Annotated in this window: 25 protein-coding genes and 2 pseudogenes; 14 read left to right on the forward strand and 13 right to left on the reverse strand. The window is 72.1% G+C overall.

Translation table 11 applies throughout. The annotated features are described in order from the left end of the window. Window positions 1–505: 505 nt before the first annotated feature. Complete coding sequence (locus ACIBP6_RS11220) at window positions 506–1,375, reverse strand: aminoglycoside phosphotransferase family protein (RefSeq protein ID WP_397051075.1); 870 nt, start codon at window positions 1,373–1,375, stop codon at window positions 506–508. Window positions 1,376–1,427: 52 nt separating this feature from the next. Further along, the gene (locus ACIBP6_RS11225; protein ID WP_397051077.1) at window positions 1,428–2,651 is read right to left on the reverse strand and encodes a Cmx/CmrA family chloramphenicol efflux MFS transporter; all 1,224 of its coding nucleotides are present in this window, start codon (window positions 2,649–2,651) and stop codon (window positions 1,428–1,430) included. Between the two features lie 467 nt (window positions 2,652–3,118). Here ACIBP6_RS11225 and ACIBP6_RS11230 point away from each other — a divergent pair, with 467 nt between their 5' ends. Beyond that, window positions 3,119–4,234: a DUF418 domain-containing protein gene (locus tag ACIBP6_RS11230; protein WP_397051079.1), complete on the forward strand. Its 1,116-nt coding sequence runs from the start codon at window positions 3,119–3,121 to the stop codon at window positions 4,232–4,234. A gap of 3 nt (window positions 4,235–4,237) precedes the next feature. On the opposite strand, the gene ACIBP6_RS11235 is transcribed toward ACIBP6_RS11230, so the two are convergent. From ACIBP6_RS11235 to ACIBP6_RS11250, 4 genes are read right to left on the reverse strand one after another with little or no spacing between them, the layout of a single operon-like run. Continuing rightward, window positions 4,238–4,468 carry a hypothetical protein gene (locus ACIBP6_RS11235; RefSeq protein WP_397051081.1) on the reverse strand — a complete coding sequence of 77 codons (231 nt, stop codon included), beginning with the start codon at window positions 4,466–4,468 and terminating at the stop codon, window positions 4,238–4,240. Window positions 4,469–4,480: 12 nt separating this feature from the next. Continuing rightward, window positions 4,481–5,818 carry a TRAP transporter large permease subunit gene (locus ACIBP6_RS11240; protein WP_397051083.1) on the reverse strand — a complete coding sequence of 446 codons (1,338 nt, stop codon included), beginning with the start codon at window positions 5,816–5,818 and terminating at the stop codon, window positions 4,481–4,483. Window positions 5,819–5,874: 56 nt separating this feature from the next. Further along, a complete protein-coding gene (locus ACIBP6_RS11245; protein ID WP_397051085.1) occupies window positions 5,875–6,885 on the reverse strand; it encodes an HpcH/HpaI aldolase/citrate lyase family protein in 1,011 nt (336 codons plus the stop codon). Continuing rightward, complete coding sequence (locus ACIBP6_RS11250) at window positions 6,882–8,069, reverse strand: CaiB/BaiF CoA transferase family protein (protein ID WP_397051087.1); 1,188 nt, start codon at window positions 8,067–8,069, stop codon at window positions 6,882–6,884. The genes ACIBP6_RS11245 and ACIBP6_RS11250 overlap by 4 nt, the downstream gene beginning before the upstream one ends. 67 nt (window positions 8,070–8,136) lie before the next feature. On the opposite strand from ACIBP6_RS11250, the gene ACIBP6_RS11255 reads away from it, so the two are divergent. From ACIBP6_RS11255 to ACIBP6_RS11265, 3 genes are all read left to right on the forward strand, one after another. Further along, window positions 8,137–8,790, forward strand: a complete 654-nt coding sequence (locus tag ACIBP6_RS11255) for a GntR family transcriptional regulator (protein ID WP_246074508.1) — start codon at window positions 8,137–8,139, stop codon at window positions 8,788–8,790. Window positions 8,791–8,930: 140 nt separating this feature from the next. Then, a complete protein-coding gene (locus tag ACIBP6_RS11260; protein WP_397051089.1) occupies window positions 8,931–9,656 on the forward strand; it encodes a hypothetical protein in 726 nt (241 codons plus the stop codon). A 22-nt stretch (window positions 9,657–9,678) separates the two neighbouring features. Then, window positions 9,679–10,413: an HAD family hydrolase gene (locus tag ACIBP6_RS11265; RefSeq protein WP_397051090.1), complete on the forward strand. Its 735-nt coding sequence runs from the start codon at window positions 9,679–9,681 to the stop codon at window positions 10,411–10,413. On the opposite strand, the gene ACIBP6_RS11270 is transcribed toward ACIBP6_RS11265, so the two are convergent. Next, window positions 10,375–11,148 (reverse strand): inositol monophosphatase family protein, encoded by a 774-nt coding sequence (locus ACIBP6_RS11270; RefSeq protein WP_397051092.1) that lies wholly within the window; start codon window positions 11,146–11,148, stop codon window positions 10,375–10,377. The two genes, ACIBP6_RS11265 and ACIBP6_RS11270, sit on opposite strands and share 39 nt — an antisense overlap. Before the next feature lie 86 nt (window positions 11,149–11,234). Here ACIBP6_RS11270 and ACIBP6_RS11275 point away from each other — a divergent pair, with 86 nt between their 5' ends. Continuing rightward, window positions 11,235–11,975 carry a GntR family transcriptional regulator gene (locus tag ACIBP6_RS11275; protein WP_397051094.1) on the forward strand — a complete coding sequence of 247 codons (741 nt, stop codon included), beginning with the start codon at window positions 11,235–11,237 and terminating at the stop codon, window positions 11,973–11,975. 4 nt (window positions 11,976–11,979) lie between these two features. Here the strand turns inward: ACIBP6_RS11275 and ACIBP6_RS11280 are convergent, their stop codons facing one another. From ACIBP6_RS11280 to ACIBP6_RS11295, 4 genes and pseudogenes are all read right to left on the reverse strand, one after another. Then, window positions 11,980–12,177 (reverse strand): hypothetical protein, encoded by a 198-nt coding sequence (locus tag ACIBP6_RS11280; RefSeq protein WP_397051096.1) that lies wholly within the window; start codon window positions 12,175–12,177, stop codon window positions 11,980–11,982. Window positions 12,178–12,318: 141 nt separating this feature from the next. Next, window positions 12,319–12,729: an aldo/keto reductase gene (locus ACIBP6_RS11285; protein ID WP_397051098.1), complete on the reverse strand. Its 411-nt coding sequence runs from the start codon at window positions 12,727–12,729 to the stop codon at window positions 12,319–12,321. 64 nt (window positions 12,730–12,793) lie between these two features. Then, a pseudogene (locus tag ACIBP6_RS11290) lies at window positions 12,794–12,907 on the reverse strand (aldo/keto reductase); the annotation flags it as partial. A gap of 220 nt (window positions 12,908–13,127) precedes the next feature. After that, window positions 13,128–13,313, reverse strand: coding sequence for a hypothetical protein (locus ACIBP6_RS11295; protein WP_397051100.1), 186 nt, complete (start codon window positions 13,311–13,313; stop codon window positions 13,128–13,130). 127 nt (window positions 13,314–13,440) lie between these two features. On the opposite strand from ACIBP6_RS11295, the gene ACIBP6_RS11300 reads away from it, so the two are divergent. The 8 genes from ACIBP6_RS11300 to ACIBP6_RS11335 are packed head-to-tail and all read left to right on the forward strand — an operon-like array spanning window position 13,441 to window position 23,250. Beyond that, a complete protein-coding gene (locus ACIBP6_RS11300; protein ID WP_397051102.1) occupies window positions 13,441–15,333 on the forward strand; it encodes a glycoside hydrolase family 127 protein in 1,893 nt (630 codons plus the stop codon). Between the two features lie 30 nt (window positions 15,334–15,363). Next, entirely contained in the window at window positions 15,364–17,064 is a 1,701-nt protein-coding gene (locus ACIBP6_RS11305; protein ID WP_397051104.1) for an ABC transporter substrate-binding protein, read from the forward strand. Then, window positions 17,065–18,000 (forward strand): ABC transporter permease, encoded by a 936-nt coding sequence (locus ACIBP6_RS11310; protein WP_397051106.1) that lies wholly within the window; start codon window positions 17,065–17,067, stop codon window positions 17,998–18,000. Next, window positions 17,997–18,995 carry an ABC transporter permease gene (locus tag ACIBP6_RS11315; RefSeq protein ID WP_397051108.1) on the forward strand — a complete coding sequence of 333 codons (999 nt, stop codon included), beginning with the start codon at window positions 17,997–17,999 and terminating at the stop codon, window positions 18,993–18,995. Before ACIBP6_RS11310 ends, ACIBP6_RS11315 begins: the two co-directional genes overlap by 4 nt. Then, window positions 18,992–19,807 (forward strand): ABC transporter ATP-binding protein, encoded by an 816-nt coding sequence (locus ACIBP6_RS11320; protein WP_397051110.1) that lies wholly within the window; start codon window positions 18,992–18,994, stop codon window positions 19,805–19,807. Before ACIBP6_RS11315 ends, ACIBP6_RS11320 begins: the two co-directional genes overlap by 4 nt. Next, window positions 19,804–20,616 (forward strand): ATP-binding cassette domain-containing protein, encoded by an 813-nt coding sequence (locus ACIBP6_RS11325; protein ID WP_397051112.1) that lies wholly within the window; start codon window positions 19,804–19,806, stop codon window positions 20,614–20,616. Before ACIBP6_RS11320 ends, ACIBP6_RS11325 begins: the two co-directional genes overlap by 4 nt. Then, the gene (locus ACIBP6_RS11330; RefSeq protein ID WP_397051114.1) at window positions 20,613–21,902 is read left to right on the forward strand and encodes an alpha/beta fold hydrolase; all 1,290 of its coding nucleotides are present in this window, start codon (window positions 20,613–20,615) and stop codon (window positions 21,900–21,902) included. The genes ACIBP6_RS11325 and ACIBP6_RS11330 overlap by 4 nt, the downstream gene beginning before the upstream one ends. Next, a complete protein-coding gene (locus ACIBP6_RS11335) occupies window positions 21,895–23,250 on the forward strand; it encodes an aminopeptidase P family protein (RefSeq protein ID WP_397051116.1) in 1,356 nt (451 codons plus the stop codon). The genes ACIBP6_RS11330 and ACIBP6_RS11335 overlap by 8 nt, the downstream gene beginning before the upstream one ends. Window positions 23,251–23,430: 180 nt before the next feature. On the opposite strand, the pseudogene ACIBP6_RS11340 reads toward ACIBP6_RS11335, so the two are convergent. After that, a pseudogene (locus tag ACIBP6_RS11340) lies at window positions 23,431–23,829 on the reverse strand (cytochrome P450); the annotation flags it as partial. A gap of 23 nt (window positions 23,830–23,852) precedes the next feature. Beyond that, window positions 23,853–24,485 (reverse strand): hypothetical protein, encoded by a 633-nt coding sequence (locus tag ACIBP6_RS11345; RefSeq protein WP_397051118.1) that lies wholly within the window; start codon window positions 24,483–24,485, stop codon window positions 23,853–23,855. 659 nt (window positions 24,486–25,144) lie between these two features. Here ACIBP6_RS11345 and ACIBP6_RS11350 point away from each other — a divergent pair. Further along, window positions 25,145–26,227, forward strand: a complete 1,083-nt coding sequence (locus tag ACIBP6_RS11350; RefSeq protein WP_397051120.1) for a hypothetical protein — start codon at window positions 25,145–25,147, stop codon at window positions 26,225–26,227. The last annotated feature ends 11 nt before the right edge of the window (window positions 26,228–26,238 follow it).

The raw sequence follows: 26,238 nt of genomic DNA on the forward strand, positions 1-26,238 counted from the left end.
ACGCAAGCCCGGCGGCGGTGAGCGCTTCCGTCAGAGCCGTCTTCAAGTCCGACAGTTCGGCCCTGTTGCGTTCCTGCCGGGAGCCGGACCGGCTGCCGGTGGCCTCGGGCGCGTACCGGACCAAGCCCTGAAGTGCGTTTGCTCGATCGTGGCCGCGCCTGGCCGCCGGCGCGGCGAGGTGTTCGAGCAGGCGCGCGGCTCCCTCGACCACGGGCGCGTACAGCGCCCCCGGTGGCTGTCGTGGATCTTCCACAGCACCGCCACCGGCAGGTCGACCAGCTGCGGCGGTGTCCGCACGCCGAACAGGTCGACCATCGGCGCGAACGGCACGATCGAGAACGCCGGGAACGCCGGCACCACCATGATCACCGGCGTCAGGAAACAGAGCACCCGGTCGACGGTGCGCGGGAAAAGGTCCTCCTCATCGAGTCATGAGCATGCCTGCACGAGCCCGGACGAGGATGCGGCGCGCGCTTTCGGAAAGGCCGCCAGGAATGTTTCCTCTCTAGCCGATGAGGGCCTCGGTGATCTGGCGGGTGGTCTGCGCGGCCACCCGGGCGTCGGTGGCGGCGTAGGCGGTGTAGGCGTTCAGACCGGTGGCCAGGGCCCAGCCGCGGCCGCGCGTCCAGGTCGCCTCGTCCACACCGAGCGCGGTCCGGAAGACGGCGCGGCTGGCGGCCGACATCAGGGTGAACGCGATGACCAGGTCGCAGGCCGGGTCGCCGGCGCCGAGCCCGCCGAAGTCGATGACCGCGCTCAGGCGGCCGCCGACGGTCAGCAGGTTGCCGGTGTGGAAGTCGCCGTGGAACCAGACCGCAGGGCGGTCCCATTCCGGGGCGCTCAGCGCCGCGTCCCACAACTGGGTCATGGCCGCCCTGTCGAACACGCCGCCGACCCGCGCGATGGCGGCCCGCGTCGCGCGATCGCGGTCGGCGAGCGGCCGGCCGGCGAGCCCCTCGGGCGCGTCCCCGAACCGCTGCAGGGCGGTCAGGAACTCCGCCAGCTCGACGGCGGCCGCGGAGGAGCCGCCCAGCGCCTCGACGGTGGCCACCTCGCCGTCCAGCCAGCGGGACACCGCCCAGTGCCAGGGGTAACCGAAGGCCGGCCGGCCCACGTCCACCGGCACCGGGATGGCCAGGGGCAGGTGCGGGGCGAGCCGGGGCAGCCACTCGAGCTCCTTCCTGGCCTGCCCGATCGCCCCGGCGTGGCGGGGCAGCCGGACGGACAGCTCGTCGCCGAGCCGATGGATCACGTGGTCGGAGCCGGCGGGGTCGACGAGCCGCAGCGGCAACCCGGCCCACTGCGGGAACTGCGTGTCGACCAGCCGCCTGACCAGTGCGGCGGTGATCACCGGGCGGGTGTCGGTGGTCGTCAACAGAGCGCCTCCTGCGATCGGTCCGCTGCGCACGGCGGACGGCCGCGACCTATCACAGTGCGCCGCGGACCCGCCTGTCCACGGGTTTTCCACGGCGCAGGGGCCGCACCGCCCAGGCCAGCCCGGCCGTGACCAGCGCCGCCGCCACCAGCAGGGCGCTGACCCACAGCGGCGAGCGGTATCCCAGCCCGGAGGCGAGGGCGAGGCCGCCGACGGCGGGGCCGGCCGCCGCGCCGACGTTGAAGGCCGCGGTCGCGAACGAGCCGCCGAGCGAGGGCGCCTCCGGCGCCGCGTACATCACCCGCGTGATCAGGGTCGAGCCGACCGCGAACGACAGGGTGCCCTGGACGAAGACGAGCACGATCACGGCGGCGGGGCTGCCCGCCGTGGCCGTGAAGAGCCCCCATCCGGCGAGCAACGCGACCCCGCCGGGAACCAGGACCCACATCGGCCGCGCGTCGGACATGCGCCCGCCGACGGTCACCCCGGCGAACGCCCCGAGGCCGAACAGCGCCAGCATCACCGGCACCCACCCTTCGGAGAACCCGCCGACCTCGGTGACCACCGGCGCCAGGTAGGTGAAGGCGCAGAAGGTGGCGGCGTTCACCAGCGCGGCGACCAGCAGCACCACCAGCAGGCGCGGGCGGCGCAGCGCCCGCAGCTCGCGCCGGGCACTGGGACGGGCACCGGGACGGGCACCGGGACGGGCACCGGGACGGGCACCGGCGGAGGTCGTGGCGGGCACGGACCGCAGCACGGCGACGACGGCCGGCAGGCAGATCAGGGCGACGGCCCAGAACGCCGCCCGCCAGCCGTACGCCTGGCCGAGCACGGCGCCGGCGGGCACACCGGCGACGCAGGCGAGCGTGGTGCCCGTGAGCAGGACGGAGGTCGCCCGTCCCTTGGCGTCCGGCGCGACCATGCCGGTCGCCGCCGCGAGCCCCACGGCGAGGAAACCGGCGTTGGCCAGCGCCCCGAGCACCCTGGTCGCCAGGAGCACGGAGAAGTCGGTGGTGACCGCGCCGATGACGTGCACGACCACGAACGCGGTCAGGAAGACGAGCAGCGCCCGGCGGCGCGGCCAGCGCAGGCTGAGGACCGCCATGAGCGGCGCTCCGACGATCATTCCCACGGCGAAGGCGGACGTCAGCGCGCCGGCGGCCGAAAGGGACACGTTCAGTTCAGCGGCGATATCCGGAATGAGCCCGGAAAGCATGAATTCAGAGGTCGCCTGGGCGAATACCGCCAGTCCGAGGACGTAGATGGCGAAAGGCATGAGCGGACAACTCCAGAGCCGTCGATGTGAAACGGCAGCACGTGCGGAAATCGGGCGCACGCCGACGCTGCCGTGTGCAGGAGACCCGGCTCGACGCCACCCATGGGGTGGCGGAGTCACGGGGAAGAATCAGTCCGTACGACGGTGATCCGGCGGCGGGCACGGCGGCAGATGGCGCGCCTCAGCGACGGCGCGTCCGCGTGACACCTCGGCAGGCCACCGGAGACCGGTGGCTAGCGTCTTGACGCCTCAGGACTGGACACGGGCGACACCCTAGTGAAAGCCCTCGGGACCCGTCCACCGGATTAGAGCCCGGCGGCCCGCCGGGGAAGGGCGCCTGCGGCCCCGCGTGACCAAAGACGTGCCGTGCGTGACCAAAGACGTAAGGCCGTACATCGTTCAGTGTACGGCCGTATTCGCCCCAGGTGAGGAGGTCGCCGGGCGCGCCGGCCGGGAGGCTGTGAAGTGTGACGAAACGCATCGACGCTCTCGACGTGCTCAGAGGTGTGGCGATCTTGGGCACGCTCGCCTCCAACATCTGGATCTTCACCGAACCGAACGGCCCGGCCGGCTTCTTGGCGCTCGGCGGCGGCGTCGTGGAGAGGTTCCTGCTGTTCCTGTCCAACGGCAAGTTCCTCGGCCTGCTGACGTTACTCTTCGGCATCGGCCTGGAACTGCAGTACCGCAGCGCCGTACGCAAGGGCCTGAGGTGGCCCGGCAGGTATCTGTGGCGGGCCACCCTGCTGTTCGTCGAGGGCGCCCTGCACTACGTCCTGATCTTCGAGTTCGACGTGCTCATGGGGTACGCGATCACGTCGGTGATCGTGGCGTACCTGATCGGCAGGAGCGACCGCGTGGTCAGGGCCTGGATGATCGTCGCGGGCGCCGTGCACCTCCTCCTGGTGGCGTCGCTGACCGCGCTCCTCCTGGCCGGCGGCGGCGCCGTCACCGGCACCGCGACCAGCCTCTACACCGAGGGCAGCTGGCCCGAGCAGGTCGCCGCGCGCCTGCAGAACCTCGCCGTCTACCGGCTGGAGCTGATCCTCATCATCCCGATGGGGACCGTGCTGTTCCTGCTCGGCGCCCGCCTCCTGCGGGCCGGCGTCTTCGAGGAACGCGGGGCGGCCCTGCGCAGACGGCTGACCGTCCTCGGGCTCGGCGTCGCCGCGCCGCTGAACCTGGTCACGACCTTCGCCGGCCCCGCCTGGTTCGCCGTCGACCGCTACGTCCTGCCGCCCCTGGTCGCCCTCGGCCTGCTCGGGCTGATCACCTCGATCGTGCTCGGCCTGCGCGGCGAGCCGGGCCCGGTCCGCACGGCCGTCACGAACGTCGGCCGCACGGCCCTGTCCTGCTACGTCCTGCAGAACCTGATCGCCAGTGCGCTCTGCTACGGCTGGGGCCTGGGCCTGGCGGCCCAGCTCGACTGGATGCGCCCCTGGTGGGTGCCGGTCGCGTGGGCGGCCATCTGCCTGCTGTTCGCGGCGCTGGCCTCGCTGTGGCTGCGTCGCTTCCAGCGCGGCCCGCTCGAACTGGCCTGGCAGTGGGCCTACCAAGCACCGATCACCGTCGGCTCGGCCCGCTGAACGTCAGTCCTCGCCCGCGTTCCAGTGGAAGAGGTACGACATCGCGAAGCCGAGCAGCCCGGTCAGCCCGGCGGAGACGGTCATGGCCATGCCGAGCGCCGAGACGGCGCCCGACACCAGACCGGGGCTGCCGGCGACCAGGCCCACCGCCTGCACGAGCACGACGACCACGCCCAGCGCCAGGAAGACGACGACGCCGGTCTTGAACGCGGCCATGGTGAGGCGTTCCAGCATGGAAGGCTCCTCTCAGATCGGCAGCACGCCGGTCGCGACCAGCACGCCGATGACCAGGGTCGGGATGACGAACCAGAGGATCAGCCGGCCGAACGTCCTGGCCGGGTCCACCTGGGCGATGCCGCTGGCGATGTAGATCGGGGCCGCGCCGGGCGGTGACGCGCCCTCGGTGGAGGCGAAGATCATGATGGCGGTGGCCGCGGCGGCGGGCGCCATCCCGGCGGCCGTGAGCGCACTGAAGGCCACCCCGCCGACGGCGGCGATCGTGGCCGTGCCGGTCAGCGGTGCGGCGATGACGACGAGCAGCAGGCCGACGAGCGTCGCGATGACGAAAGCGGGCGCGTCGAGGCCGTTCATGATCGCGGTCAGCTGGTCGACCAGGCCCAGCTCGCCCAGACTGGCGGCGGCGGCGAAGGCGAAGAAGAGCGTGGCGCCGATGACGGCGTACCGGGGCGCCATGTCACCGAGCAGCTCGTTCCAGCCGCGGGCGGTGCGCGGCAGCCGCTTCCACGCGACCGCGAACGTGGCCAGCACGGTCAGCACGGGGATCCACACGACGATGCTGACGTCACCGGCGGCCTCGCCGACGCGCGACTCCATCAGCGCCACCCCGAAGTCCAGGGTCATCAGCACCGGCACGAGGATGCCCGCGTACACCAGCAGCGACGTCCACCCCTCCCGCAGCGCGACCCGCAGCGGGACGAGGTCGGAGGCGTCGGTCGCGGCGATCTTGTGCCGCCGCACCCACAGGAACACCACGACGAACCGGTACGCCACCGTCCACAGGCCGCCGACGAGGGCGGGCACGAAGAGCTGGTCGGCGGTCAGCACCGGCGCGACGGCGGCCGAGCCGAGCAGCAGGAACATCGACGAGCTGGGCGGGATCGAGATGCCCAGCCCGGCGTTGCCGGCCACGAGCGAGGCGGCCAGGTCGGGGCGCCAGTTCGAGCGGGTCATCCACGGGATCGTCACCGACCCGACCGACGCGGCGATGCCGGATCCGGACCCGGCCGGGCCGCCGAGCAGCGCGGCGGCGGAGGTGGAGACGTAGCCGGCGCCGCCGCGCAGCCGGCCGAAGATCGAGTTCAGCACGGTGACCTGCTGCTGGATGAGCCCGAGGCGGGTGAGCAGGTAGCCCATGAAGACGAACGCCAGGGCGGCGAAGACGACCTCCTCGGCCAGCGCGTCGGCTATGCCGGCCCACGCCAGCTCGAAGAAGCCGGTGCCACCGAACAGGCACACGCCGGCGAAGCCGATGAGCATCGCCTCACCGATGTTGCGTTTCAGCACTCCGTTCCAGATGACGATGATGGCGATGTAGGCGATGAGCGCCCATACGGCGACTCCCATGGCGAACGACCTCCAAGGGGGGTTGGAGCTGGGGGTGGTCGGGCTCGCGCCGGCGGCTACGCGTCAGAGACGGGCGCCTCCGGCGAACCCACCGCCCGGTCGCCCGGACGGCCTTCTTCTCGGTCTCGCACGCGGCCCTCGTCCGCGCCTTCCGCTCGACCTGGGCCCTCGTCCGCGCCTTCCGCTCGCTCTCGCGCGCGATCTTCTGCGCGGGCCGCGGCGGCGGCTTCCGGGGGGTCGGTGAGGCGGTGGGAGAGGGCGAGGGTGCGGCGGGCGCGGGTGACGATCGGGGCGTCCACGAAACGGCCGTCGGGCAGCGCGACCGCGCCGAGCCCCGCCGCCTCCGCCCGTTCGGCGGCCTCGACGACCTCGGCGGCCCTGGCCGCCTCCTCCTCCGAAGGCCGGAACGCCCGCCGGATCAGCGGGATCTGCCGCGGATGGATCGCCGTCCTGCCGAACAGGCCGATCGCGCGCCCGGCCCGGCAGGACGCCAGCAGCCCCGCCTCGTCCTTGACGTTCGGATAGACCGACATGGGCACGGGCGGCAGCCCGGCCGCCGCGGCGGCGAGGACGACCTGGAGCCGCAGGTGGTTCATCGCCTGCTCGTCGGTGATGGCCAGCTCGGCGGCCAGATCCTGCTCGCCCAGCGCCACACCCGCCACGCGCGGGTGCGCGGCGATCTCCCCGGCCGCGACGATCCCCGCCGCCGACTCCAGCAGCGCGTACGCGGGCGCGCCGGTGACCGCGTCGAGCGCGGCCGCCGACTCGACCTTCGGCAGCCGTACGGCGTCGGCCAGCTCCCCGACGGCGGCCAGGTCGTCGCGCCCGCGCGCGGTGGCCAGGTCGTTGACCCGGACGTGCACCTGGCCGGCCGTCGTGGGCCGCGACCGCAGGTAGGCGACGGCGTTGTCGCGGGCCTCGTCCTTCTTGGCGGGCGCGACGGCGTCCTCCAGATCCAGGATCACCACGTCGGCGCCGGACGCCACCGCCTTGGCGAACCGCTCAGGACGGTCCCCCGGCACGTACAGCCAGGTGACAGGCAGCCAGGTGACGGGCGGCCACGTCACGCGATCACCCCTTCCGAGCGCAGCGCGGCGATGCGCTCCTCCGGGTAGTCCAGCTCCGCGAGCACCTCGTCGGTGTCGCGGCCGACCGGGCGGCCCGGCCAGCGGATCTCGCCGGGCGTGTCCGACAGGCGGAAGAAGACGTTCTGCATGGTGAGCGAGCCGAGCTCCTCGTCGGGCACCTCGACGAACGTGCCGAGCGCGGCGTACTGCGGGTCCTCGGCGATGTCCGTGACGTCGTAGATGGGCGCGACGGCGGCCTGTGCCTCCTCGAAACGGGCGACGACCTCGTCGGCGTCCCGCTCGGCGATCCACGTCGCGACGGCCTCGTCCAGCTCGTCCACGTGCTGCACCCGGCCGTGACCGGTGGCGAACCACGGCTGCTCGACCAGGTCGGGCCGGCCGACCAGGGTGACCACGCGCTCGGCGATGGGCTGCGCGCTGGTGGAGATCGCCAGCCAGCGGCCGTCGCGGGTGCGGTAGGTGTTGCGCGGCGCGTTGCTGCTGGAACGGTTGCCCGTCCGCTGAGGCACGGCCCCGAGCGCCTTGTACGCGCTCATCTGCGGCCCGAGCAGCCCCAGGATCGGCTCGATGATGGCCATGTCGATCACCTGGCCGCGTCCGGTCCGCTCGCGGGCGTGCACCGCCACCATGATCGCGTACGCCATGGCCAGGCCGGCGATGCCGTCGGCGAGGGCCAGCGGGGGCAGCGTTGGCGGGCCGTCGGGCTGCCCGGTCATGGCGGCGAACCCGCTCATGGCCTCGGCCAGCGTCCCGAAGCCGGGCTGCCTGGCCATCGGCCCGAACTGCCCGAACCCGGTCATCCGCGCCACGATCAGCCGCGGGTTGAGCTCCAGGAGGTCCTCGGGGGCGAGGTTCCAGCGTTCCAGAATGCCGGGCCGGAAGTTCTCGATCAGCACGTCGGACCGCTGCGCGAGGCGGCGCAGGATCTCCTGGCCGTCGCCGTGCGACAGGTCCACGGCGGCGGCGCGCTTGTTGCGGGACAGCGTCTTCCACCACAGGCCCACGCCGTTCACCGAGGCGCCGTGGCCGCGCGACGGGTCGCCACGCCGGGGGTGCTCGATCTTGATCACGTCGGCGCCGAAGTCGCCCAGCATCATCGCGGCGGAGGGGCCGGCGAACAGCGTCGCCGCGTCGATGACCCGCAGGTCGGCGAGGCTCGTCATAGGTATGTAACTTATAAGAAATAAGTCATAGGTCAACAGGTCGGCCCAAATCAGCGACACTTGGGGCATGTCATCCAGCGAGCCGCGGCCGCCCATGAGCAAGGCCGAATACGTCTACACCGTGCTCCTGGAGGAGATCCGCAGCTCACGGATCCCCGGCGGCACGGCGCTGCGCGCCGGCGAGGTGGCCAAGCGCCTCGGCGTGTCGGTGACGCCGGTCCGCGAGGCGCTGCGCAGGCTGGAGAAGGACCGGCTGATCAGCTACGAGGCCCACCACGGCGCGACCGTGGTCGACCTCGGCGACGAGGCGCTGGCCGAGTACTACGGGCTGCGCGCCGTGGTCGAGGGGCTGGGGGCGCGGCTGGCGGCGTCCCGGATCACCGCCGCGGAGCTGGCGGAGCTGCGGGAGCTGCACGCCGCGATGGCCGAGGACGCCGTCCGCGGCAGGAACGAGCGGCTCGGCGAGCAGAGCAGGCGCTTCCACCTGCGCATCGTCGACATCGGCGGCCCCGCCTTCCTGGGCGAGCACGCCCGCTCGGTGCGCAACAGCTTCCCGGTGCCCGCCGAGGCGTCGTTGTGGCTCGACGAGACCCAGGTGAGGATCCAGCTCGACGCGCACGAGGGCATCCTGGCCGCCCTGGAGGCGGGCGACGGCGAGCGCGCGGAACGCATCATGATCGAGCACGTCCGCAACGCCGGCGACTACCGCCAGCGTCACTGACAGGGACGTACGTCACGTTCGCCGATGACAAAAATCAGCGTTTACACCCTGTCTGTTGCACGGGGGTGGGCCGTGGTGCACGATGGCCACCTCTAGGCGTCTGACGTCGTGGAACACGTCGATCGGAAGGGGCTGACACTGTGGCGGACACGTGGGTCCTGCATCCCGACTACCGGACTCCCCGGGTCCCCGCAGACTCCTCCGCCGCCCCCGGGCCATGGCGCCACCCCGACGGCGGCCAGGTCATGAACGGCACCTACGAGCGCGCCCTGCCCGACCACCAGGTCGAGGTCGTGACCATCTGGTACGGCTACCCGCTCAGCCGCTGGCGCGGCCCCTGCATGCCGCGTTTCTCCAGCCCGATGGTGTCGGCGTGGAACCCGGTCCTGGCCCAGGGCCTGACCCTCGACCCGGCCGCGCCGTCCCCCTACCGCGACGAGCTGTGGTGCGACCGCTGGATCGCCGAGGCGCTGCTCTACGGGCGCAAGCCGTACGGCACGTTCACGCTGCCCGCCGAGCAGGCGCTGCGCTGGTTCGCCAAGTGCGGCGGCACGAACCTCGTCTACCACGCGCGCGTCGAAAGCGAGCTGGTGCGGGTCGTGGCCGGCACCTCCGAGCGGTACGGGCAGCTGTTCGACCTCGACGCGCTGATCGCCGACTACCGGGAGTCGCTGCCGCGCGAGCTGGCCGAGCCGGAGACGGCCGCCCTGGCCGCCCACCGCTCCCTGTCCCCCGCGCTGCACTACGTGCTGCCCCAGGAGGGCGAGGAGCGCTTCGAACGGGCCCCGCTGTCGGTCCGCGGTCTCACGCTGGGCTACCCTCCCCCTGAGACGGCCGCCCGCATCGTCACGGCTTCCGGCCAGTGACGACCCCGACCCGGAGTGCCCCATGACGTCTTCCCCGGTCAAGGGGATCCTGTTCGACCTCGACGGCACCCTGCTCGACCACCGGGGCGCCGCCGACGCCGCGATCGTGGCCTGGGTCGAGGCCCGCGCGCCCGGCCACCCGCGCCTGGCCGAGACGGCCGCGCTGTGGGAGGCGATGGAGGGCCCATACCTCGCGATGTGGCAGGCGGGCCGGTGCACGGTGCAGGAGCAGCGCCGCCTGCGGGTGACCGCCCTGTGCCGGGAGCTGGGCCTGGCCGTCCCCGCCGACCTCGACGCGGCGTTCGACGACTTCGCCGGGCGCTACCGGCGGGGCTGGGCGGCCTTCCCCGACGCGGCGCAGGCGGTGGCGGGGCTGCGCGGGTTCGCGCTCGGGGTGCTGACGAACGGCGCCCAGCGCATGCAGGAGGCGAAGGTCCGCGCGATCGGCCTGGAGGGGCAGGTCGGCCCGGTGCTGACGGGCGAGGTGCTCGGCGGTTTCAAGCCCGTGCCCGCCGCCTACACCGGGGCCGCCGCCGCGCTGGGGCTGGCGCCGGAGGAGGTGCTGCTGGTGGGCGACGACGTGCGCAACGACGTGACGGCCCCGGCGGCGACCGGGATGCGCTCGGTCTGGCTGGACCGGCTGGGCGCCGAGCCGGCACCCGCCGGGTTCCCGCGCATCACCTCGTTGGCGGAGCTGGCCGGCCTGCTCGGCGCCGCGTCAGTGTGGGGCCACCTCGGCGAGCGCGGACGACGTTAAGTCGAACCCGCCCACGTGCGCCAGGTAGTCGCCCGTGGCCAGCGGGTCCCCCAGGTAGACGCCGCCGGCCGCGCGCACGAGCAGCGCCCCGGCGGCCACGTCCCACGGGTTGGAGCGGGTGCCGTACGCGGCGTCGGACCAGCCGGCGGCGACGTGGGCGAGCTTGAGCGCGGCGCTGCCCGGCTTGCGCACGGCGGCGAACGACGCCAGGAAACGGCCGTAGCGCTGGAGCGCGGCCTCGCCGTCGGCGTCGAGGTCGCGCGGTGTGGGGTAGCTCGACAGCAGCATGGCCTCACGGTCGTGGGTGGCTCCGGCGCTGCGCAGCGGCGTGCCGTTGCACCAGGCGCCGTCGGGGGTGGCGGTGAACTCGTCGTCGCGTACGGGGTCGTAGACGACTCCCGCCACCAGCTCCCCGCGGACGGCGGCGGCGATGGAGACGCAGAAGAACGGCAGCCCGGCGGCGAAGTTGGCGGTGCCGTCGATGGGGTCGACGTACCAGACGATGTCGCCGGCGCCGGTAGTGCCGCCCTCCTCGCCGATGATCGTGCTGCCCGGCACGCGGGAGGCGATGACGGTGCGGATGGTCTCCTCGGCGGCCCGGTCGTGCTCGGTCACGGGGTCGTGGAAGTCGCGCTTGGTGGCCACGCCGGGCCGGGATCTGAAGGCCTTGCGCAGACGGGGGCCGACGGCCCTGGCGGCCTCGGTGGCGGTGTCGAGCAGATGCGTCGCGTCCATGCCCTCTCCCCTACCTCCCGGGCGGGCGCCGCACACCCGGTCGGCGCGTTTGTCTGGACATTCTGACCTGCGTTAGGCTGATCAGTATGACCGCCAATCTCGCCATCGACCTGGATCGATCCAGCCCCGTGCCGCTCTACTTCCAGGTGGCCGAGCAGATCGCCGAGGCCATCCGGCGAGGCGACCTGGCGCCGGGCTCGCGGCTCGACAACGAGATCCTGCTGGCCGACAAGCTCGGCCTGTCGCGGCCCACGATCCGCCAGGCGATCCAGTACCTCGTCGACAAAGGCCTGCTGGTCCGCAAGCGCGGCGTCGGCACGCAGGTGGTGCACGGCCAGGTCAAGCGCTCGGTCGAGCTGACCAGCCTCTACGACGACCTGCGCCGGGCCGGCCAGGAGCCGGCCACGCAGGTGCTGAGGCTGGAGCCGCGCCCGGTGGAGGAGGAGGTCGCCGGCATTCTCGGCGTGGAGTCCGGTTCCGAGGCTCTCTACCTGGAGCGGGTGCGCTTCGCGGCGGGCGAACCGCTGGCGGTGCTGCACAACTGGCTGCCGGTGGGGCTGGCCGCGCTCACGGCCGCCGATCTGGAGAGCCGCGGCCTGTACGAGCTGCTGCGTTCGGCGGGCGTGCGGATGCGCGTGGCCAACCAGCGCATCGGCGCGCGGGCCGCCACGCAGGTGGAGGCCCGGCTGCTGGAGGAGCGCCGGGGCGCGCCGCTGCTGACGATGATCCGCACCACCTACGACGACCAGGGCCGGGCGGTCGAGCACGGTTCCCACGTCTACCGGGCCTCCCACTACTCCCTGGAGGTCACGCTCATCGAGCGCTGAGCCCTCAGCGTTCGCTGTCGAGCTCTGCCATGGCCGCCTCGGGGTAGCGGGCGCCGGCGGCCCGCCCGGCGGCACCCGCGGCCTCGATCGCGGCCAGGGCGTCGCCGGTCAGGGTCACCCGCAGGGCGCCGAGTGCCTCGGCGAGCCGTTCGCGGCGGCGCGCGCCGATCAGCAGCACGATGTCCTCGCCCCGGCCGAGCACCCACGCGATGCTGCGCCACCGTGACGCCCTTGGCCTCGGTGATCCCCCGCGGCGCCTCGACGAGCGCGAGGTTGTGGTCGAGGTTGCCGCCGGGGAAGCGCGGGCTGAAGCCGCGGAAGTCGCCCGACGCCGCCGACCGCTCTAGCTCCAGTGGCCGCCGATCAGCCCCCTGGACAGCACGCCGTACGCGGTCACGGCGACGCCGAGCTCGCGGCAGGCGGGCAGGATCTCCCGCTCGATGCCCCGCCACAGCAGGGAGTACTCGAGCTGCACGTCGGCGATGAGGTGGACGGCGTGGGCGCGCCGGATGGTCTCGGCCCCGGCCTCCGACAGCCCGATGTGCCGGACGCGGCCCTTGACGGCCTCCTCGGCGATGGCGCCGACGGTCTCCTCGATCGGCACGGCCGGGTCGACGCGGGCGAGCCGGTAGACGTCGACATGGTCGGCGTTCAGGCGGCGCAGGGTGTAGGCGAGCGAGGTCTTGACCGCGGCCGGGCGGCCGTCGTAGCCCAGCCCGTTGCCGTCGTGGTCGCGCTGGGCGCCGAACTTCACGCTGCACGGAGTCGCGCGGTCGCCCGCGCAGCGCCTCGGCGATCAGCAGCTCGTTGCGGCCCATGCCGTAGAAGTCGCCGGTGTCGAGCAGGTCGATGCCGGCGTCAAGGGCCGCGTGGATGGTGGCGATCGACTCGGACCGGTCGGCGGGCCGTAGAAGTCGGACATGCCCATGCAACCGAGCCCGAGGTCGGAGACGACGGGCCCGCCGGTTCCCAGAGTTCTCATGTCGTCAGTATGTTCACCGGGGGCCCGGCCGCGCACCGTGGACCCCGGCGACCAGCCGCTCGGCGGTCCGTCGGGGTGGCGACACGGACGAACGTGAGGTGCGCGTCGGCCGGGTCGGCGGCGGCGAGCCGAAAGCCCTCGGGGACGGCCGAGCAGTTGCCGTGGGGCGCCTACGCGGGGCCCGAGATGAACCGGCCCGCCTCCGCTCGGAACTCCTCCACCGGGCGCGGCGCCCAGCCGGGCATGTGGAAGGCCGAGTCGAGCTCCAGCCACGGCACGCCGAGCCGGCCCGCCGGCGCCTCGGCCGGCGTCGACTTGCCCGAGCCGGAGCTACCGGCGATGGAGACACGTCGCACCGGGCAAATCCACCTCAGGCGACATACGGTGAATTACGTTCTCTTTACGTACTTGACCCAGATCTTGGCAACACACCCGCCGGACACCTAGGGTGCAGTGCAATGCCACACATTACTGGGATGGTCCATGACGTCTGAGCAGGTCAACCCCCCGGCCGGCGCCGTACGCACGGAACGCGGAGCCGTCCGCCCGCTGCCCGGAGCACGCATCACCGGCGGCCTGCTGCACCACTGGCAGCGCCGCAACAGCACGGCCACGGTCCCCCACACCATCGAGCAGCTCCGCGCGGCCGGCAACGTCGCCAACCTGCGCCGCCTGCTGGATGAGGATCCGCCGCCGTACCGGGGCCGCTACCCCTTCCTCGACACCGATCTGTACAAGACCCTCGAAGGGCTGGCGTACGAGCTCGGCGAGGGCGAGGAAGGGCCGCGGGAGTTCTACGACGAGGTCGTCGGCCTCCTGGAACGCGTCCAGGCCGACGACGGCTACCTCAACTCCTACTTCCAGGACCCGGCCGGCCCCAAGAAGCCGTGGGAGGACCTGGCCTGGGGGCACGAGCTGTACAACCTCGGCCACCTCGTCCAGGCCGCCGTCGCGGCCTCGCGCCGGTTGGGCGACGACCGGCTGCTGCGCGTGGCCCGGCGCTTCGCGGACCTGGTGGTGGAGCGGTTCGCGGAGTCGGGGCTGTGCGGCCATCCCGAGGCGGAGATGGCGCTGGTCGAGCTGTACAGGGAGACGGGCGAGCGCGGCTACCTCAGCCTGGCCGGGGCGCTGGTCGACCGGCGCGGCCACGGGCAGCTCAAGCACAGTATCTTCCCCGGCGACTACTTCCAGGACCACGTCCCGTTCAGGGAGCTGCCCTCCGTGACCGGGCACGCGGTGCGGATGATGTACCTGGCGGCGGGCGCGGCCGACGTGTTCCTGGAGACCGGCGACGAGTCGCTGCTCAGGACGCTCGACCGGCTCTGGGACGACATGGTGGCGGCCAAGCTGTACGTCACCGGCGGCCTCGGCAGCCGCCACTCCGACGAGGCCATCGGCGACCGCTACGAGCTGCCGTCCGAACGCGCCTACAGCGAGACCTGCGCGGCCATCGGCCTCATGCAGTGGGCGTGGCGGATGTTCCTGGCCACCGGCGGCGCCACGTACCTCGACGTGTTCGAGCGGGTGCTCTACAACGCCTTCGCCGTGGGCCTGTCGGCCGACGGAAAGGCGTTCTTCTACGACAACCCGCTGCAGCGCCGCCCGGACCACGAGCAGCGCAGCGGCGCGGAGCCCGGCGGGGAGCCGCTGCGCCGCGCCTGGTTCGGCTGCCCGTGCTGCCCGCCGAACATCGTGCGCTGGATGGCGCAGCTGCCCGACTACCTGGCGGCCGAACGCGACGGCGCCGTGCTGGTCGCCCTCTACACCAGCGGCGAGATCACGACCGCCGCGCTCGACGTGTCGATGGAGACCTCCTACCCCTGGGACGGCGACGTCCGGCTCGCCGTCCGGCGGGCCGCCGCCGGCCCGTACGCGCTGGTCCTGCGGGTGCCCGCGTGGGCGCGCGGCGCGGCGGTCACCGTCAACGGCGAGCCGGTGGACGCGGCGCCGTCCGGCGGCTGGCTCACCCTCGACCGCGTCTGGACGGCCGGCGACGAGGTGCGGCTCACTCTGCCGATGCCGGTCAGGGCGCACGGCTCGCACCCGTACCTGGACGCCACGCGGGGCGCGCTCTGCGCGGCGCGCGGCCCGCTCGTCTACTGCGTCGAGCAGCACGACAGCCCGCAGGCCCCGGTCGACGACCTGGTGGCCGGCGTGGCCGACATCGTCGACGCGACCGTCGGACGCCGCGACGACGGCGCCGTCGTCCTCGGTGTGACGGCCAAGGCCGTACCCCCGCCCTCCGAGGAGCTCTATCCGGAGCTGCCGCCGGAGCCGGCGCCATCGCGGACTTCGGTCCCGGTGACGTTCACCCCTTACTTCCTGTGGGGCAACCGCGGCCCCGCTGCCATGAGGGTCTGGATCAGGTCCTCCTGACCGACGGCAGGTTCAACGAAAGAAGGCGACATGAGAAGATCGGCGGCGCTCGCGAGCGTCACCATGGCGGCCGTGCTGACACTCACCGCGTGCGGAGGCGGCGGCGGAAACACCGCCGCCCCCGGAGCCCCGGCGGCGGGCGCGTCCGGCGGGCCCGGCTCGGCGCCCGCCACCGGCGGCACCCTGCACTTCCTGGCCAACGCGGACTTCTCGCACCTGGACCCGGCACGCGGCTGGGACGGTGGCGTGAACAACTTCTACCGGCTCGTCTACCGCGGCCTGACGACGTTCGGCGCGGGCCCCGGCAAGGAGGGCACGAAGATCGTCGCCGACCTGGCCACCGACACCGGGACGCCGTCCGACGACGCCAAGACGTGGACGTTCACCCTCAAGGACAACCTCTTCTTCGAGGACGGAACCCCGATCACCAGTGAGGCGGTCAAGTTCGGGTTCTCGCGGGCGTTCGACCCGGAGGCCGGGATCGGCTCGCCGTACGGCAGGCTGCTGCTGGACGCGCCGGAGGACTACAAGGGCCCCTACCTGTCCGGCGACCTGGACACGATCGAGACCCCCGATGACAAGACGATCGTCTTCCACCTGAAGAAGCCGTTCCCCGACTTCCCGAGCGCGCTGGCGCAGCCGGTCTTCACGCCGTTCCCCAAGGGCACGGGCGCGGCGGCCGCGTTCGACAGCAAGCCGATCGCGAGCGGCCCGTACAAGGTGGAGAGCTACCAGCGCGGCGCCTCGCTCAAGCTCGTCCGCAACCCGCACTGGAAGGCCGAGACCGACCCCGTGCGGGCGGCCAAGCCGGACTCCTTCCAGTGGACGTTCGGCCTCGACCCGGCCACCATCGACGAGCGGATGCTGGCCGGGCAGGGGGCCGACGCCAACGCCATCGCCGGAGCCATTCAGGCCGCGACCGTGGCGCGGGTGCAGACGCCGCAGATCCAGGCGCGTACCCTGTCCGGCTTGGGCGGCTGCACCACGTACATGGGGATGAACACCACCAAGAAGAACATGAGCGACCTGCGGGTGCGGCAGGCGATCAACTACGCGATCAACAAGGACACCGTGGTCGCCGCGCTCGGCGGCTCCACCCAGGCGCTCAAGGCCACCTCGATCCAGCCGCCCACCATCGCGGGCCGGGTGGACTACGACCCGTACCCCTACAACGTCGAGACGGCCAAGAAACTGCTGGCCGAGGCGGGGCTGTCCAGCGGGTTCACGATGACGCTCGACTCCCGGCCGGTGCCGAAGATGCAGGCGGTCGCGGAGGCGATCCAGGAGTCGCTGAAGCAGGTCGGCATCGAGGTCAAGATCAACAACATCGACACGTCGTCGTTCTACGAGACGATCGGCACGCCGTCGCAGCAGAACGACGCCGCGGTCACCGGCTGGTGCCCCGACTGGGCCTCCGGCGCGACGTTCCTGCCGCCGCTGTTCGACGGCCGCAACATCGTCGAGAAGGGCAACTCGAACCTGGCGCAGATCGACGACGAGGGCATCAACAAGCGGATCGACGAGATCGCCGTCATCCAGGACGTCGACGAGGCCAACGCGGCCTACGGCGAGCTGGACAAGCAGATCATGCAGCTGGCTCCGGTCGTGCCGCTGGCCTACGAGAAGGTCGTCCTGGTGGTGGGCTCGAACGTCGCGGGCGCCTACCAGTCCGACTCCTTCTCCGGCGGCATCGACCTGGTCTCGGTCGGGCTGAAGGACCCGAACAAGTAGATGGCGCTCGCAGCTCAACCGCAGGAGGTGGCGGGTGTCGCGCCCGCCACCTCGGGCCGGCGCGTGGCCCGCGTGCTGCTGCGCGACAAGGGCGCCGTGCTCAGCGGCGCCTACCTCGCACTGATCGTGCTGATGGCGATCTGCGCGCCGCTGATCAGCGCGATCGTCGGCCACGGCCCGAACGACTTCGACACCGCCGCGGTCAACACCGACCTCGGCGGTGTGCCGTACGGCGCCCTCGGCGGCATCAGCGCCGAGCACCCGCTCGGCGTCGAGCCGACCAACGGCCGCGACATCCTGGTGCGCATCGCCTACGGGGCGCGCGTCTCGCTGCTCATCGCCCTGGCCGCCACCGCGCTCACCACGCTGCTCGGCGTGGTGCTGGGCATGCTGGCCGGGTTCTACCAGGGCTGGGCGGACCAGGTGATCAGCCGGGTCATGGACTTCCTCATGGCCTTCCCCGCGCTCATCTTCATGATCGCGATCCTGTCGGCGCTGCCCCAGGGCAACCGGCCGGTGCTGCTGATCGTGGTGATCAGTGTGTTCGGCTGGCCGTACCTGGCGCGGGTGGTGCGCGGGCAGACGATGAGCCTGGTGAACCGGGAGTTCGTGGAGGCCGCGCGGGCCTCCGGCGCCAGCACCTCGGCGCTGGTGTTCAAGGAGATCCTGCCGAACCTGCGCAGCTCCCTGATCGTGATGACGACGCTGGCCGTGCCCGGCTACGTGGGCACCGAGGCGGGCCTGTCGTTCCTGGGCGTCGGCGTGACGCCGCCCACCCCGTCGTGGGGGCAGATGATCGCCGGCGCGGTCGGCTGGTACGCGGTCGACCCGATGTACTTCGCCATCCCCGGCACCTTCCTGTTCCTCCTGGTGCTGTCGCTGACCGTGCTCGGCGACCGGCTGCGGGCCGCCTTCGACTCGGGGGAGGCGTCATGATGGCGCGTTACCTGGCCGGACGGGCCCTGTCGATGGTCCTGATCCTCTTCCTCGTCTGTCTGTTCACGTACGTCATCTTCTTCGCGCTCCAGCCGGACCCCGCGGTGATGATCTGCGGGAAGTTCTGCACGCCCGAGCGCATCGACCAGATCCGCGACGTGCTGGGGCTGAACGAGCCGTTCCTGGCGCAGTTCTTCGGCTTCCTCGCCGGGATCTTCGCCGGGCGCGACTACGGCGAGGGCGCGAACCTGGTGCACTGCCCGGCGCCGTGCCTGGGCTACAGCTTCCAGAGCAACCAGTCGGTGTGGGAGATGGTGCTGGAGCGGTTGCCGGTCAGCGTCACGGTGGCGGTCGGGGCGGCCGTGCTCTGGCTGCTCATCGGCATCGTCGCGGGCCTGGTCAGCGCGGTCAAGGAGGGCACCTGGTGGGACCGGGCCGCGATGGGCCTGGCCCTGGGCGGCTCCAGCGTCCCCAACTACGTGCTGGCGCTGGCGCTGCAGTACGTGCTGGTGGTGCAGCTGCAGGTGCTGCCGTTCCCGCAGGCCGTGCCGTTCTCCGACGATCCCGTGCTGTGGTTCCAGTCGTACCTGATGCCGTGGCTGGTGCTGGCCACCGGCTACGCCTGCCTGTACGCCCGCCTCACCCGCGCCAACGTGATCGACACGCTGGCCGAGAACTTCATGCGCACGGCCAGGGCCAAGGGGCTCAGCCCGGTGCTGACCATGCGCAGGCACGCGCTGCGGCCCGCGCTGACGCCGATCGCGACGATCTTCGGCATGGACTTCGCGGCGCTGCTCGGCGGCGCGCTGATCACCGAGACGGTCTTCGGGCTGAACGGCGTCGGCAAGATGGCCGCCGACTCGATCACCAAGAACGACCAGCCGGTGATCATGGCGGTGACGCTGCTGGCGGCGTTCTTCGTGGTGGTCGGCAACGTGGTGGTGGACCTCGTCTACACGGCGCTGGACCCGAGAGTGAGGATCACGTCCCCATGAGCGAACTGCTTGTCGTGGAGGATCTCACCGTCACCTTCCCGACCTCGCGCGGCCCGGTGGACGTCGTCAAGGGCGTCTCCTTCACCGTCGGCCGCGACGAGACCGTCGGCATCGTCGGCGAGTCCGGCTCGGGAAAGTCGATGACCAGCCTGGCGGTCATGGGGCTGCTGCCCAAGGGAGCCGGCACCAGCGGGAGCATCCGGCTGGACGGCGCCGAGCTGCTCGGCCGCCCCGACCGCGAGCTGCGGGGGCTCCGCGGCGACCGGATGTCGATGATCTTCCAGGACCCGCTGTCGTCGCTGAACCCGTACTACACGGTGGGGCTGCAGATCGAGGAGATGTACCGCGCCCACCGCGGCGGCTCCCGCAAGGCTGCGCGGCGGGTCACGATCGAGGCGCTGGAGCAGGTCGGCCTGCCCGACCCCGCCCGGCGGGTGGACCACTACCCGCACCAGTTCTCCGGCGGCCAGCGCCAGCGCATCATGATCGCGATGGCACTGGTGTGCGGGCCCGAGCTGCTGATCGCCGACGAGCCGACCACGGCGCTGGACGTGACCGTGCAGGCCCAGATCCTGCGCCTGCTCGACGGCCTGCGGCGGGAGAGCGGCATGGGCATGGTGTTCATCACGCACGACCTGGCCGTGATCAGCTCGATCGCGACCCGGGTGCTGGTGATGCGCCAGGGCGAGCAGGTCGAGTACGGCACCGCCGAGCAGGTCTTCGCCGAGCCCCGCCACGAATACACCAAGATGCTGCTGGAGAGCATCCCGCGCATCGACGACCCCCTGACCGACGAGGTGACGCCGGCATGACGCTCCTGCGCGCCACAGACCTGACCAAACGGTTCGTCGCCCGCGGCCCGCTGGGCGCCAAGGCCGAGTTCACCGCCGTCGACAAGGTGAGCTTCGAGGTACGGCTGGGCGAGACGCTGGCCGTCGTCGGCGAGTCGGGCAGCGGCAAGTCGACGACCGCCCGCATGATCGCCAAGCTGATGGACCCCACCGAGGGCACCCTGGAGTTCGACGGCGAGGACGTCACCCGCGCCAAGGGGGCGGCGCTGGCCCGCTTCCGCGCCAACGTCCAGGTCGTCTTCCAGGACCCGTTCTCCTCGCTGAACCCGCGCCACACCGTCGAGCGCATCATCACGGCGCCGCTGGTCTACCAGGGCATCGCGCCGAAGGGCGGCCGGCGGGCGTTCGCGAAGGAGCTGATGGAACGCGTCGGGCTGAACCCCGACCACTCGCTGCGCTACCCGGCGCAGTTCTCCGGCGGGCAGGCCCAGCGCATCGGGATCGCCCGCGCGCTGGCCGTGAGCCCCAAGCTGGTGATCTGCGACGAGGCCGTCTCGGCGCTGGACGTCTCGGTGCAGGCGCAGATCATCGACCTGCTGCGGCGGCTGCAGCGCGAAAGCGGCTTCAGCTACGTGTTCATCGCGCACGACCTGGCCGTGGTGCGCCAGATCGCGCAGCGGGTCGCGGTGATGAGCAAGGGCAGAATCGTCGAACTCGGCCCCACCGGGCAGGTCTTCGGCGACCCACAGGATGATTACACGCGCACGCTGCTGGCGGCCATCCCCCGCATCGACCCGGAGTGGGACCGCCGCAGGAGGGAGAGAGCTTGATCACCGCGACCTACACGATCCCCGGGATGCGGATGCGTGATCACGTCGAGCAGGTGCCGCTCGACTGGTCCGACCCCGGGGAGACCATCACGGTGTTCGCCCGCGAGGTGGTCGACCCCGCCCGCGACGGTGAGGACCTGCCGTGCCTGCTCTACCTGCAGGGCGGCCCCGGCGGCAAGAGCCCCCGGCCGCTCGACCGGTCGGGCTGGCTGGGGCGGGCGCTGGAGACGTACCGGGTGGTCCTGCTCGACCAGCGCGGCACGGGCCGCAGCTCGCGCGTCGACGGGCGGACGATGAGCGCGCTCGGCGCCAAGGAGGGCGCCGACCATCTCGGACGCTTCCTGGCGGACTCGATCGTGGCCGACGCCGAGCACCTGCGCAAGACGATCTTCGGTGGGCGGCGCTGGTCCACGCTCGGGCAGAGCTACGGCGGCTTCCTCACGCTGCGCTACCTGTCGGCCGCGCCGGAAGGGCTGACCGCCTGCTACGTCACCGGCGGCCTGCCGTCGCTCGACCCGGACGCCGAGGAGGTCTACCGGCGCACCTATCCGCGGGTCGCGGCCAAGAACGCCGCGTTCTACCGCCGCTACCCGCAGCACGTCGAGACGGCGGGCAGGCTCGCCGACCGGCTGGCCGAGGGCGACGTGCTGCTGCCCGACGGCGACGTGCTCACCGTGCGGCGGCTGCAGTCGCTCGGCATAGACTTCGGCATGAAGCCGGGCTACGAGCGCATGCACTGGCTGCTCGACGAGGCCGTGCCGGACGATCGCGGCGAGCTGCCCGAGACGTTCCTGCACCAGGTGCTGGCCCGCTCGTCGTACGCCGACAACCCGCTGTTCGCCGCGCTGCAGGAGAGCATCTACGGCTCGGGGCCGGGCGCGACGGCCTGGGCGGCGCAACGCGAGCGCGCCCGTCACCCGGCCTTCGCCGAGGACGCGCGGCCGCTGCTGTTCACCGGGGAGATGATCTACCCCTGGATGTTCGAGGAGATCCGGGCGCTGCGCCCGTTCCACGCGGCCGTCGAGCTGCTCGCCGAGCGGGCGGAGTGGCCGCCGCTGTACGACCTGGACCGCCTGGCGGCCAACGAGGTGCCGGTGGCCGCCGCCGTCTACTTCGACGACATGTACGTCGACGCCGGCCTGCAGCTCGACACCGCCGCCCGAGTGGGCAACACACAGGTCTGGGTCACCAACGAGTGGGAGCACGACGGCATCGGCGACGACCGGGTCTTCACCCGGCTGACCGGCCTCGTGCGTGAGATGGGAGGAGGAATCACCGGTGAGTGACGGCAAACTGCCCAGGTTGTCGGAGATCCCCGCGTTCGCCGAGTACATCGCCCAGGGGTGGGACTCCCCCGCCCGCACCCCCGATCTGGTCCCCGGCGCCGCCGAGGCCGCGGCCGCGCACCGGCGCCGCCTCGCCGAGGCCCTGCCCGGCCGCACCGTCGTCGTGGCGGCCGGCCGGGCGCCCGTGCGCAGCAACGACACCACCTACGACTTCCGGGTGGACAGCGACTTCTCCTGGCTGACCGGCTGCGCGCAGGAGAACGCGGTGGTCGTGGTCTCCGGCGGCGAGGCGACCCTCTACCTGCCGCCGCCCGCCCGCCCCGGCCAGACGGGCTTCTTCGCCGACGCCCTCTACGGCGAGCTGTGGGTGGGCCCGTCGCCGTCGCTCGACGAGTGGTCGGCGGCTCTCGGCATCCCGGTGCTGCCGGTGGCGGACTTCGCCGGGCCGCCCGAAGGCGCGCTGCTCGCCGGGCCGGGCTGGCCGGAGGCGTCACAGGAGCTGCGGCGGGTGCTGGCCGAGCTGCGCATGATCAAGGACGCGTGGGAGGTCGGGCAGCTGCGCGAGGCCGTGGACCGCACGGTCGAGGGCTTCGCCGCCGTGCTGGACGAGGTGCCGGCCGCGATCGCGGGCGGCGGCGAGCGCTGGCTGCAGGGCACCTTCGACCGGTACGCCAGGACGTACGGCAACGGCCCCGGCTACGCCACCATCGTCGGCAGCGGCCCGCACGCGCCCACCCTGCACTGGGTGCGCTGCGACGGCCCCGTCCTGGAGGGCGAGGTGCTGCTCCTCGACATGGGGGTGGAGGTCCGCTCCCACTACACCGCCGACGTCACCCGCACCTTCCCCGCCTCCGGCGCCTTCTCCCCCGCCCAGCGGCAGGTGCACGACCTGGTGGAACGGGCGCACCGGGCGGGCCTGGCCGAAGTGGCGCCGGGGCGGCCGTTCACCGCGTTCCACCACGCGGCCATGGAGGTCGTCGCGCGCGGCCTGCACGACTGGGGCCTGCTGCCGGTCTCGGTCGACGAGGCTCTGTCCGACACCGGCCAGCACCACCGCCGCTACCTGGCCTGCGGCGTCGGCCACCACCTCGGGCTGGACGTGCACGACTGCGCCCAGTCACGGCCGCAGGCCTACCACGGGGCCCGGATGGAGCCGGGGATGGTGCTGACCGTGGAGCCTGGGCTGTACTTCCACGCCCACGACCGCACGGTGCCTCCGGAGCTGCGCGGGATCGGCGTGCGGATCGAGGACGACCTGCTCGTGACGGAGACCGGCGCGGAGAACCTGTCCGCGGCCCTGCCCATCGACGCGACCGGCCTGGAGCGCTGGGCCAAGGAACGACGCTAGCCTCCCCGTACGGCTGCCCGTCACTCGAGCAGGACGGGCAGCCGTACGGGCTGATACGTCAGGCCCTGCGTGGTCCACTCCACGTCCTCCAGCGGGACGGCGGGACGCAGCCAGGGTTCGCAGGATCAGTGCGCTCAGCGCCTCCTGCAGCTCCATCCGGGCCAGCGCCTGGCCCAGGCAGAAGTGAGCGCCGTGACCGAAGGCCAGGTGCGGGCGCGTCGCCGTGCCGGGCGCGTAGCGGGCGATGTCGAACCGCTCGGGGTCGCCGAACGCGTCCGGATCATGGTTGGCCGCCTGCAGGTGCGGCAGGACCACCGCGCCCGCGGGAACGACAGTGCCAGAGGGCAACCGGAGCTCGGCGGTGAGATGCCGCAGCAGACCCGGGGAGCCGGGCCCGTCGTAGCGCAGGATCTCCTCGATTGCCGGCCGGATCAGCGACGGCGTGGCGACCAGTCTGCGGAACTCGTCCGGGTGCAGCAGCAGCCGGTACACCCCGCGGGAGATCATCAGGGCCGTGGTCCCGTGACCTGCCGTGATCAGCATGAAGAGCACGTTGACCAGCTCGCTCTCGCTGAGCATGTCGCCGGCGTCGTGCGCCTGGATCAGGTCGTCCACCAGGTCGTGACCTGGGCTCCCCGGCGCTCGGCCACCAGCTCCGCGGCGTACGCCAGGAACTCCCCGTAGGCGTGCGCGCGCGCCTCGGCCGAGTCGCCTGAGGCGCTCAGGAACGCCGACAGCCAGCCGCCGAACCGGGCCCTGTCGCCGGCCGGGACGCCGACGACCTGGCAGATCACCCGGGACGACAGCGGCAGCGCGTAGTCGCCGACCACGTCCATGATCGGGCCTTCGACGCTGTCGATGAGGTCGTGGGCGATGTCGCGGCAGAGGGCGCGCCATCGTTCCGCCGCGGTCACGGTGAAGGAGCCCTGCAGGATCCGCCGCTGCCGGGTGTGGGCGGGTGGGTCCATGGTGCTGAGCACCCCGGGCACGCTGTCCACGCCGACACCCCGCACCATTCTGGGCAGGCCGGGCGCGGTCAGCTCGCGGCTGCCGTACGGGCAGTTCAGCAGGGCGCGGACGTCGGGGTAGCGGACGGCGGTGAGGATCTCCTCACCGCTCGGCGCGGTCATCGGAGCCACGGGCTGCGACTGCCGGCGCTGGGCCAGGGCGGGCGAGGGGGTGCCGTGCGGTCCGGGCGGCAGATCCGGCCAGACGGTGTCGGACGAGATGGTCACGGTGATCCTCTCTCCTGCGGGTGTGGTGGACGCAGTGCTGAGAACGCGGACCGCCGCTCGATGACGCAGGCCCCTGGAGATGGCGGCCCGGATGAGCGACAGGGGGAACCCGCCCCCGCGAGGTCTCCCCGGGGGCGATCAGGTGGCGGGCGATGCTCCGGCGCCGGTCAGCGCCGCTGCGGCCGGGCCGTCGCCGGGCGCACGTGCCCTTCGCCGTGCGCTTCCTCGTGCGCTCCGCCGTGGGCTTCCTCGTGCGCTCTGCCGTGGGCTCCGCCGTGGGCTTCGTCGTGGGCTTCGTCGTGGGCTTCGTCGTGGGCGAAGACCGGCCATGCGGGGTGTCCGGCGGGGCGGAACGTTCCAGACGCGGGGGCGGTAGGCGAGACGGACACGCGGGCCCTCCCTGCTGACGACGAATCAGGCCTCTGATGAGCCGACTTTTCACCCGTTGCCCTCACCATCAGTCCTGACAAGAGGCGTGTCAACGGCGTCGGCGGCGCGAAAGGGAAACGTGCCGGAAATGTGGCGTCAGCGGCCAGAGGATGGGAATGCGGTGAACGCGAAGCGAATTCTGCCGTACGGTCGGCTTTCGCTCCTCGCGGGCTCCGCCACGGCCATTCCATAATCCCAGTTATGGGGGTTATTTCGAGAAACGGGGTTCGATGAAGCGGTGGATCGGCGTCGTTCTGGCCGCGGTTCTGGCCGGGGTGGCGGTGGTCGCGGTCGTGACCGGGAACGAGGAGGACGACCGGCCCGAGTCGACGGTCGTGCGGGGCGTCATCGGGTCGGAGAAGAAGCCGTTCTTCGACGACGCGCGGGTGCGGGCGGCCTTCGCCGAGCACGGCCTGCGCGTCGAGGTGGACACCGCCGGGTCCCGGCAGATGGTCACCGACGTCGACCTGAGCCGCTACGCCTTCGCCTTTCCTTCGAGCGTCCCGGCCGCGGAGCGGATCAAACAGGATCGCGGGGCGAGTGTCACGTACTCGCCGTTCTACTCGCCGATGGCGGTGGCCACGTTCGAGCCGATCGCGGGGTTGCTGGAGAAGCTGGGAGTACTCCGGAATTCCGGCAGCGGTTACCCCATCTTCGATATAACGAAATATCTCGAAATAGTAGCCAAAGGCACGCGCTGGGATAACATTCCGGACAATTCGGATTATCCAGCACGAAAGCGGGTGTTGCTCACCACGACCGACGTCCGTACCTCCAACTCCGCCGCCATGTACCTGTCGATGATCGGCTACGTCGCCAACGGCGACGACGTCATCAGCTCCGACGAGCAGATCGCGAAGATCGCGCCGATTCTCGCGCCCGCGGTGCTCGACCAGGGCTTCTCCGAGACGGAGAGCGAGGAGGCGTTCGAGAACTACCTCGTGCAGGGGTCCGGCAAGACGCCGATGACGGTCGTCTACGAGGCCCAGTACCTGTCGCACGTCTTCACCGGCGACGGGAGGATCAGGCCCGAGATGCGGCTGGTCTACCCGTCGCCCACCGTGCTCAGCAAGCACACCCTGGTGCCCCTGTCGGCGCCCGGCTCGCGGGTCGGCGAGCTGCTCATGAAGGACCCCGAGCTGCAGTCCCTGGCCGCCCGGTACGGCTTCCGCACCAGCGACCCGAAGGCGTTCGCCGACCTGGTCGCCAGGACGGCGGCGCCGGCCGCCACTGCCCTGGTTGACGTGGTCGAGCCACCTACCTGGGAGCGGCTCGACCGGCTCATCACCGCCATCGACTCCACCCGTCCCTAGCAAGGAGATCC

It is taken from the genome of Nonomuraea terrae, assembly GCF_044465245.1.
GTDB lineage: Bacteria > Actinomycetota > Actinomycetes > Streptosporangiales > Streptosporangiaceae > Nonomuraea > Nonomuraea terrae.